This is a genomic window from Bradyrhizobium sp., from assembly GCF_049691595.1.
Taxonomy (GTDB): domain Bacteria; phylum Pseudomonadota; class Alphaproteobacteria; order Rhizobiales; family Xanthobacteraceae; genus Bradyrhizobium.
Window position 1 is genome coordinate 1 of sequence record NZ_JBAVNZ010000502.1, and the last position, 9,159, is coordinate 9,159.

11 protein-coding genes are annotated in these 9,159 nt (G+C 62.2%); 7 read left to right on the top strand and 4 right to left on the bottom strand.

What is annotated here, in order from left to right; all coding sequences use genetic code 11:
• The coding region (locus WCE35_RS20805; protein ID WP_424595200.1) for a thiamine pyrophosphate-binding protein at positions 1 to 435 on the bottom strand (435 nt) is incomplete at its 3' end.
• Between the two features lie 45 nt (positions 436 to 480).
• A complete protein-coding gene (locus tag WCE35_RS20810; protein ID WP_424595201.1) occupies positions 481 to 1,635 on the bottom strand; it encodes an alpha-hydroxy acid oxidase in 1,155 nt (384 codons plus the stop codon).
• A 150-nt stretch (positions 1,636 to 1,785) separates the two neighbouring features.
• Here WCE35_RS20810 and WCE35_RS20815 point away from each other — a divergent pair, with 150 nt between their 5' ends.
• The 6 genes from WCE35_RS20815 to WCE35_RS20840 all read left to right on the top strand — a co-directional run bounded on the left by WCE35_RS20815 (position 1,786) and on the right by WCE35_RS20840 (position 7,269).
• Positions 1,786 to 2,520 carry a carboxymuconolactone decarboxylase family protein gene (locus tag WCE35_RS20815; RefSeq protein WP_424595202.1) on the top strand — a complete coding sequence of 245 codons (735 nt, stop codon included), beginning with the start codon at positions 1,786 to 1,788 and terminating at the stop codon, positions 2,518 to 2,520.
• Positions 2,521 to 2,665: 145 nt separating this feature from the next.
• Positions 2,666 to 3,187 (top strand): hypothetical protein, encoded by a 522-nt coding sequence (locus WCE35_RS20820; protein ID WP_424595203.1) that lies wholly within the window; start codon positions 2,666 to 2,668, stop codon positions 3,185 to 3,187.
• Between the two features lie 141 nt (positions 3,188 to 3,328).
• A complete protein-coding gene (locus WCE35_RS20825; RefSeq protein WP_424595204.1) occupies positions 3,329 to 3,607 on the top strand; it encodes a hypothetical protein in 279 nt (92 codons plus the stop codon).
• Positions 3,608 to 3,880: 273 nt separating this feature from the next.
• On the top strand, positions 3,881 to 4,372 hold the full coding sequence (locus WCE35_RS20830) for a hypothetical protein (protein WP_424595205.1): 492 nt from the start codon (positions 3,881 to 3,883) through the stop codon (positions 4,370 to 4,372).
• A 383-nt stretch (positions 4,373 to 4,755) separates the two neighbouring features.
• Positions 4,756 to 5,445, top strand: a complete 690-nt coding sequence (locus WCE35_RS20835) for an MgtC/SapB family protein (protein ID WP_424595206.1) — start codon at positions 4,756 to 4,758, stop codon at positions 5,443 to 5,445.
• A gap of 201 nt (positions 5,446 to 5,646) precedes the next feature.
• The gene (locus tag WCE35_RS20840) at positions 5,647 to 7,269 is read left to right on the top strand and encodes an L-lactate permease (protein ID WP_424595207.1); all 1,623 of its coding nucleotides are present in this window, start codon (positions 5,647 to 5,649) and stop codon (positions 7,267 to 7,269) included.
• A gap of 135 nt (positions 7,270 to 7,404) precedes the next feature.
• On the opposite strand, the gene WCE35_RS20845 is transcribed toward WCE35_RS20840, so the two are convergent.
• Both WCE35_RS20845 and WCE35_RS20850 read right to left on the bottom strand, forming a co-directional pair.
• Complete coding sequence (locus tag WCE35_RS20845) at positions 7,405 to 7,701, bottom strand: HigA family addiction module antitoxin (protein WP_424595210.1); 297 nt, start codon at positions 7,699 to 7,701, stop codon at positions 7,405 to 7,407.
• Positions 7,702 to 7,729: 28 nt separating this feature from the next.
• The gene (locus WCE35_RS20850) at positions 7,730 to 8,008 is read right to left on the bottom strand and encodes a type II toxin-antitoxin system RelE/ParE family toxin (protein WP_424595208.1); all 279 of its coding nucleotides are present in this window, start codon (positions 8,006 to 8,008) and stop codon (positions 7,730 to 7,732) included.
• A gap of 317 nt (positions 8,009 to 8,325) precedes the next feature.
• Here WCE35_RS20850 and WCE35_RS20855 point away from each other — a divergent pair, with 317 nt between their 5' ends.
• Positions 8,326 to 8,802 (top strand): nuclear transport factor 2 family protein, encoded by a 477-nt coding sequence (locus tag WCE35_RS20855; protein ID WP_424595209.1) that lies wholly within the window; start codon positions 8,326 to 8,328, stop codon positions 8,800 to 8,802.
• The last annotated feature ends 357 nt before the right edge of the window (positions 8,803 to 9,159 follow it).

The window sequence follows — 9,159 nt, forward strand, 5'->3', positions numbered from 1 at the left end:
GGCCTGCACCGCGCGTGCGGCGTCGGCCGCCACCGAGCCGGCGCTCTTCGATTCATGGATCCACGCGGACACCGGGCGCGCAAACCCAACGATGTCGGAGGTGAGCAGCGCATCGTACTGCAGATGGTAGGTAGCATGATCGCCCACGACGTTGACGATGGGGCTCGCCGCGCGGCGCGCATTGTGCAGGTTCGCGAGGCCGTTCGCGAGGCCCGGCCCGAGGTGCAGCAGTGTGGCCGCGGGCTTGCCCGCGATGCGGCCATAACCGTCCGCCGCGCCGGTGGCCACGCCTTCAAAGAGGCACAGCACCGGGCGGATCCCGGCAATCGAGTCCAGGGCGGCGACGAAGTGCAGCTCGGAAGTGCCGGGATTGGCGAAACAGACCTCGACGCCGCAGTGGGCGAGCGTCTGCGCGAGGGATTGCGCGCCGTTCATGGGATGGCTCACGTGGTGCTGGCTCCGGGGTGAATCAGGTCGAATTCAACGGTAGCGAAGGTGCTCGCGCGAGAGTTGGTCGAGGCGCGTCACGCCCATCAGTTTCATGTCGCGCTCGACCTCGGTCTTCAGGTTCCCGAGCGCTTTCTCGACGCCGCGTTGTCCGCCCGCGGCGAGTGCGTACAGGTACATGTGCCCGCCGGAGCAGGCCGTGGCCCCGGCGGCGATCGCCTTCAGAATGTGCGTGCCGCGCTGGATGCCCCCGTCGCAGATGATATCGATCTGCCCGCCCACGGCATCGGCGATCTCGGAAATCTGGTCGAAAGGGGAGCGCGATCCGTCGAGCTGCCGCCCCGCGTGGTTCGACACCATGATGGCCGTGGCGCCGATTTCCACGGCGCGACGCGCGTCGGCGGCGCTCATGACGCCCTTCAGGCAGAACTGGCCGGCCCAGCGCCTGCGTACTTCCTCGGCGTCCTTCCAGTTCATCGACTGGTCGAGCATCCTGGAGAAGTAGTCAGTTACCGAAACGGTAATATCGGTGCCCTCGGGGACACGGTCCTCGAGCTGCGGCAGGCTGAACTTTCCGCGCGCGAGAAAGTTGAATACCCAGCGCGGCCGGATCGCAAAGCTGGCGAGGCTCCTGAGCGTCAGCCGCGGCGGCGAGGTGAAGCCCGTCCGCAGGTCGCGCTCGCGATTGCCGCCGACGATGGTGTCGACGGTGAGTGCGAGTGCGTCAAAACCGGCCGCCTTGCAGCGCTCAATCAGGCTGTAGGTCAACCCGCGGTCCCGGTGGAAGTACAACTGGAACAGCTTCGGCGTCCTGGTCGCGCGCCCGATCTCCTCGATGCTCACCGTGGCGAGCGATGAGATCCCAAAAAACGTGCCGTACTTTTCCGCGGCGCGGGCCACGGCGCGCTCGCCCTCGTGATGGAACAGGCGCTGGAGCGCGGTGGGCGAGCAGAAGATCGGCAGCTCGAGGCGCTGCCCCAGCACGGTCACCGACATGTCCACGTGTTTTACGTCGACCAGGACGTTCGGTACCAGGTCGCAGTCCTCGAACGCCTGCGTGTTGCGCCGCATCGTGATCTCGTCGTCGGCGCCACCGTCGATATAGTGGAAAATCGGCGCAGGCAGGCGTCGGCGCGCAAGGGCGCGAAAATCCGGGACGTTCCTGCAACGGTCGATGGCTGAGGGCATGCCGTGCATCTCCTGGCGCGCCGGACAGGGGGCCACGCCGCTTAGTGTGATGCCCCGCCGGAGCCTTTGCCAAGTCGTGCGGGATGGCCGAGGAGGGGACCGGGTTGCGAACGCGACGCGCCTCTCCCGGCGCTCGGCTATCATTCCTTCGTGCGCGATCAAGAGGAGCTGACTCTGCAGCGCAAACCTGCGAGCGAGTCCGACCGCGACAGGCCCGAGCGGCCGCCAGCTTCCCGCGATGGGTGGAACTACTTGTTCTACCATCCGTCCTCCGACACAGAAATGACCGCGAGTCATTCTTCAACGGCCACGAGAACTGACATAAAGGAATCATTCGTGAACACTTTCCCCTTTCCGACCATCGACAGTGCGCCCCCCGATGCCCGTCCCTTCCTCGAAGGAGCGCAGAAGCAGCTCGGTTTCGTGCCGAACCTGCTCTCCGGACTGTCCAATTCGCCGGAAACCCTTGCCAGCTATATCGATTTGTCCAAGCATTTTGCCAAGATCGGCCTGACCGGGATCGAGATGCAGACCGTGCTGGTGGTCACGAGCGTCGAAAACGCTTGCGCTTACTGCGTGTCAGCCCACTCGACGTTCGCCACCAATATGAAGATCGATCAGGCAGTGCTGAAGGCGATCCGCCAGGGCACGGAATCACCGGATGCCAAGCTCAACGCCCTGGCGGCCTTTGTGCGCAAACTCATCCGCAGCAAGGGTCATGTCACCGGCGCCGACTTGAGCAATTTCACCGCCGCCGGATATACGCGCGAACAGGGTCTTGGCGTGCTGATCGGGGTTGCCATGAAGACCATCGGCAATTTCGCCAACCATTTCATGAAGACCCCCGTCGACCAGCAGTTCGCCGCGCAGCGCTGGGAAAAGTAGCGGTCGCACGGGCGGCCGCTGATCGATCCAGGGAGGCGCGGTCGCCTCCACACAGCCTCGAGGCCCCTAAGGCATCACTGCGATGCCCCGGCGAACGAAATCGTATACGCTCTTTCAGGTCAAACTGATGCATCGGGGGATTCAGATGAGCACACCACTCTATAAAGTCTGCGCCTGGACAGGCGCCGCACTATTGGGCTTCAGCGGGTGGACGTGGGCCGCCGATGCGCCCGCCGCGACTGCGCACGCCGACACTCCCAATATCACCGGTACCTACGAGCTCGTGAAGCGCGTGTTGCCGGACGGCAAGGAAGTCCTGCCTCCAGCCATCGGCGGCCTGTACACCGTGACGCACGGCCGTCGCAATTTCAATGTCTTCTGGACCGACAAAGACGGCAAGCCGGTGTCCCTGTCGATCGTTGCCCAGTACACGCTGACGGGAGGCAAGTATTGCGAGCAGGCCGCGTTCTGGCTGCAGAACAACCTCGGTAAGCCGGGCACCAGCAACGAGCCGCCGGCGGCAGCGAAAGACTGCAGCCCCGTGACGATCAAGGCAGGAAAAGTCAGCTTCCAGCCAGCGGGAGAGCCGGCGCTGAGCTTCGACAAGGAGGGCTTGACGGCAACCCAGGCTGGGCAGTTCGTCGATTACTGGAAAAAACTCCGCTGAGGCGGCGGCGGCGCGTCCACGCTCGTCGATGATCTACTCGCTGCGGAAATCTGCTGGCGGGAAGCGGGTATCACTCAGACGGTTCTGCCGACGCACGCGTACGATATTTGGCGCGACCGCGCTGTCTTCCACTTTCTGACGATGCCCGAGGCCCGGGCGGCGTACGTCGACACCATGCGCCGGTCGATCAAGCCTGGGGGACATGTCGTCATCGCCACGTTCGGCCCAGATCGGCCGAGGCAATGCAGCGGACTCCCGGTCTGCCGCTGCGATGCGGCGACTCTGTCGCAGGAGCTTCGCGACGATTTCACTCTCGCCGAATCTCTGTTCGACGTTCATCGCACGCCCGGGGGCGCGCGACAGCAATTCCTCTATTGCCGCTTCCGTCTGGAACGCCCCGAGGCGCAAGCCGCGAAGTAAATCGCAGAGTGATCGCGGTCGGGGTGCCGATGCGTTGTGCGCCCCGATAGCGGACGGTCGCGATCGGCGATCCCGCGTCAGATCCGCTCGAACGGCTCGGGTCCTACCGTCATTCTCGGGTGCACGAGAGGACGGCGCTGGTGGTAATCGGCGCGACAGGCGGCGACGGCGGTGCGGCGAAGACGACGGCGGCTCGAACGTCAGAACTGTGGCCGCAGTTGGACAGGCGCGTTACTCTCTCACGCACCAATCCACATTTCGGGGGAGCCTCTGATGAAACCGCGTACGCTGCTGATCGCTGTCGTATTGCTTGGACTCTCTGCGGCCGCTGGCGCCGCCACGCCGCAGACCGAGGTCATGGCGCCGATCCGGCTGTTCATCGACAACTTCAATAAAGGCGACATGAAAGCGGGTGCAGCGGCCCTTGCGCCCGCCGGGATCGTCGCAATCGACGATGTGCCGCCGCATGTTTGGGCAGGACCCAATGCCTTGGATGCCTGGACCAAGGCGCTTGCCGCAGCCGATGAGGCTGCCGGCAACACCGACGGCGCCGTCGCGCTGGGCAAGCCGGTACGGGTCATCGTCGGCGCTGATCGCGCTTACGTCGTCGCCTCGGTGGTCTACACGTTCAAGCAAAAGGGAGTAGCGATGCGCGAGCCAGCGCAGGTGGTGTGCGCACTGCAGAAGGGATCGACCGGTTGGCTGATCGCCGGCTGGACCTGGGTCGGGACCGCGCCCAAGCCGGCGGCCGGCGCCTCCAAGTAGCGGCGGGACGGCGCCGAAACGGGCTGACGTTACGCGGTGGCCGGGCTCGACGCCCGGTGCCGCGTCGAGTCCCGCGAGGAACGGTCGGTGCTGAGCATGACGAAGCGAACGCGCCGAAATCGTCTTTCCGCAAGCAGGCGTTGGATCAGGGTCTCCATGGGTCAGGGCCCGCCTGGAAACGCAGATCCGCGGTGCTCCTCGGGCGGGCGATCGCCCTCGGCCCGGAGGCGCCGATCGACGCACTGTATTGCTTGCCCAAAATCTGACGATCAATATGCGGCAGGAGCCGGGCGCTGCGCTGGCATTGGCGGCCGTGTCATGGGCCCTCGCGTCCAGGGCCTCGACCCCGGGGCCCGTACATTCGAGCACGGGAGACATCGAACTTGGCAACAGACAACTTGGAGATGCTGTTCCGGTTGGTGGCCGGATTAATCGCTGGGGCCGCGATCGGATTCGAGCGCTCGTACCACGGACGTCCGGCGGGATTTCGGACTCACGCTCTGGTTTGCATGACGTCCAGCCTTCTCATGCTGGTGACTGCTTACGAAACTCACTGGATGCGTATTTCTGGAGATCTCATCAGGCTCGATCCGACACGGATGGCGCAAGGCATCATGACGGGTATTGGTTTCCTCGGCGCCGGCGCCATCCTTAGAGACGGTCTTTCGGTTCGCGGTTTGACGACCGCGGCTTCGATCTGGATCACCGCAGCGATCGGGATTCTGGCCGGCATCGGCTTCTATTTTCCTTTGGTCGTAAGCGTCGTGCTGACGCTCGGCGTGCTCTCGGTTTTCCGCCAGATCGAGGCGCGCATGCCCTCGCTGGCCTATTTTCATTTCGAGTTGAGACTGACGCGCTCCAAGGCTCTCAATGAGGCAGGCCTGCGCGCGTTGGTCGAGAGTCATGGATTCTCGATCGCCAACTTCAGCTATCGTCTGGACGCAGACGGGCGAGTGCTCAGGCACGACATGGTCATCCGCTCGTCCGACAGGACGAGTGCGGGACGGCTATCCGAGACCCTGGAACGTACGGAGTCGGTCCTGGAGTTTCGTATTGCTCCGACGGGCGACTGAGGCGGTCAAAGGGTACTCGCTCGGGCGATCTCGGACCGAATGACGTTGGCGAGCTGATACCGATGACTTCGCCGCTCGCGATCGGCAGCCGCGGCACATTGCAGCCCTGAGGGGATGGCGATACCGTGGCCGCGTCGGGTAAGCCGTTGGCCGACGAGGCGCAAGCCTCTCTAAACAACAAACAATAAATTAAGGGTCGCCATGTTTCATCAGCGTCTGACGCCCCTGGGGGACAATCTTGCCCTGTCGTGCTTAGTCGCAATCCTGCCCGCTTTCGTGGTCCTGCTGCTGCTCGGCGTTCTGCGGCGGCCAGCCTGGCAGGCGGCGCTCGCCGGTCTGATCGTCGGCTTGGTCGTGGCGGTCCTTGTCTGGCAGATGCCGTTGAATCTGGCAGGGCGCTCTGTTTTCAACGGCGCTGTGTTCGCGCTCTGGCCAGTGATGTGGATCGTCGTAACCGGGCTGCTTCTTTTCAACATTGCTGTGCAATCGGGACGCTTCGAGGCGTTCCGCTCCTGGATTGTCACGAACTTGCCGGGCGATCGGCGCATTATCCTGGTCGTGGTCGGATTTTGCTTCGGCGCGCTGCTGGAGGGCGTTTGCGGTTTCGGCACGCCGGTCGCGATCACCGGCGCGCTGCTGATCCGGCTGGGCTTCCCGGCGCTCGAAGCGCTGGTGTTCGTGCTGATCTTCAACACGGCTCCCGTCGCCTACGGGGGTTTGGGAGTACCCGTGACCGTTTTGGGCGCCGTCACAGGTCTGCCTGCCGCGGTCCTCGGAAAGATGATCGGTCGGCAATTGCCGTTCATGGCCCTCATCCTGCCGTTCTACGTCATTGCCCTCTACGGCGGCTGGCGCTCCGTGCGCGCGCTCTGGCCGATCCTGCTAATCGCCGGCGGCAGCTTCGGACTCATGCAGTTCATCGCTTCTAACTTCATCACCTACACGCTTACCGATGTAATGTCCTCGCTGGGCTCGTTGATCATCACGCTGTTGTTTCTGAAGGTCTGGCGGGCACCCTCCGATCCCGAGTTTGCGATTCACGGCACGGGTGCGACCGGGGAGCGGCCGGTCGCGGCCGTGCCCGCCTGGCAGGGCTGGCTTCCTTGGCTCATCGTCTCTGCCGTAGTGATCATCTGGACCACCTGTAAAGTTGCCAATGTCGCGCAACAGGCTGTTTCGTGGCCGGGGTTGCACAAGATGATCTCGATCACGCTCTACCACGACCAGCCGTACGCAGCAGTTTGGAACTTCCAGCCCTTGGGAACCGGCACCGCCATATTGTTGTCAGCCCTCATCACCGCGGCGCTGGTACAGTTGTCGCCGGCCGGTTTTCTGCGCTGCGTGGGGTATACGGTTCGCCAGGCTTGGCTTGCAATCGTGACCGTCATGCTGATCATCGGACTCGCCTATCTGATGAATTACTCCGGTCTGGCCTACACGCTGGGCCTCGGCGCGGCCTCCACGGGGCGCCTGTTCATCCTTCTCTCGCCCTTCCTCGGCTGGCTGGCGGTATTTCTCTCGGGCAGCGACACCTCCGGCAATGCGCTGTTCGGCAACCTGCAGGTGGTGGCCGCCAATCAGTTGCATCTCAATCCAGTGCTGTTCGCGGCGACAAATTCCTCCGGCGGCGTCCTGGGCAAGATGATCTCGCCGCAGAACATCGCAACGGGAGTCGCCGTGACAAATCTCAAGGGACGCGAGGGCGAGGTGGTTGCCCGCACATTCATTCACAGCATCGTATTGACCGTGCTGCTGGCGCTGCTGGTCGTCATTCAGCAATACGTGATTCCGCAGATCATTCCAGCCGTCGGCGGCACACCGTGACGTCAGAACGCATCGCCTGCGCCGCTTGGGAGGCAGAATGCGCTCGACCAGACCAGGTTCCAATTCACCGGCGGAGCTATCCTCCGACGGCCGCTTCCACGTAACAGATTGGACCTGCCGAGTGTCCGCGTCGGGTCACGACCCGTCTGCTGCCGCCGCCGGCGAGACTTCCCGCACGATGCGCCTGGCGTTGCTGATTTCCGCAATGCGTAAATCATAGGCTGTCTGCAAGTTCAACCACGAACGTGCATCGCCACCGAAGTAGCGTGCCAGACGCATGGCAGTATCTGCACTCACGCCGCGCCGCTTACGCACCACCTCGTTGATGCGTGGCGCCGGTACACGCAATGCCTTGGCCAGAGCATTGGCGCTCATGCCAAGAGGCTTCAGAAAATCCTCCCGCAGCACCTCTCCAGGATGTACGGGTCGCATTCCGTTCTTAAACATGTCTCTATAAACCTCAGCGGTAATCGACTATTTCGACATCTGTCGGGCCTTCGGGCGTCCAGCGAAAACAGAGACGAAATTGATCATTGATCCGAATGCTGTATTGGCCCTTTCGATCGCCCGCCAGCGCCTCGAGTCGATTCCCTGGCGGCGAGCGCAAGAACTCCAAGGTACTTGCGGCGTCCAACTGCGTCAGCTTGCGGATCGCTACGTTAGCCGCATTCGAAAAACGCCTACTCTTGCCGGTCTCAAACAAAGCCTGCGTATCGGCGCAACGAAAGCCCTTTACCATCCAGACATGGTATAACGGATAACGTTAAGCGTCAACTCGTGGAGCCAGTTGATCCGTCGCCGCTACAGACGGCTGATCCACTCGATTGCAATTAATCTCGGTGCCGCACGGCAGCCAGTGAGCGATGACCGGTTGGGGTCAATACCGTGCACACCGAGTCGGGGCCCGGAATCATGTGCCAATCCGACCGGGTTCGGCGGGGAACCGACGCTCCCGAATTGGGCTATAGTCGCCGCCCGCCTTTCAAGCCGCAGGTTGGCGCAAGGCCAGCGGAAACCAATCTTGAATGGGCCGAACAAGACAAACAGGAGATACCAATGAAGGCAGTGTTACTAGTTCTAACGAGCATATTCCTCTTCGCAGGTGCATTTGCTCACGCTGATGAGGCAACTGAGCAGGAAGTGATCAAGACGATCATGGACGGCAATGCCTATGCCAAAAAGAATCTCAAGGACCAGGAGGACACTGTGTCGAAGGATGGGTCGTTAGAATTCTGGTCAAGTGGCGGATTCCTTCAGGAAGTCAAAGCCGGAAGCAAGCCCGACGAATACGAATCGGTCAATATTGATGCGAAACATATTCACGTTGTCACCTTGGTGCCGGGTAAGGTTGCGGTTGCGCAATATTACTCAGAGGGTTCAATGGCCCGGAAAAATAGTGCCGCTGTGAGCAACTACCGGACGCGGGCAACGCAGGTGTTTGTCAAGGAAGATGGCAAGTGGAAAGTTCGGGCCGCGCATTGGTCGCCGATTGCCGGCGGCTCGGGAACGAGCCAGACCGCGGTAAATCAGTGATCTAATGTTCTGTTTGCCGGTGTCTGGTGCTGAAAGTACCAGGTCCCCTGGCGACAGTTCTGAAGATGAAGAACCCCGGTCAGTCCGGGGTTTTTCTTGATTGTGCTTGGAGTAGAACATTTGAGATCGTGTATGAGATGGGTCTGGAACGCCCACTATGGGTTGCCCATACGGGTCATCGATCGCGCTCCAATAGCTGCCGGTAACCGGTCGTTTGAAACGGGCTGCCAACGCTAGTTGCGGCAGCCGTAGAAATCAGGGTGGGCGCTGACGATGAGCAAGCTCAAAATCGTGACATTGCACTGTCTCGGGAGTAACCCGCAAAAGCACGCGCACCAAAAGTGGCACTTTGTGCAC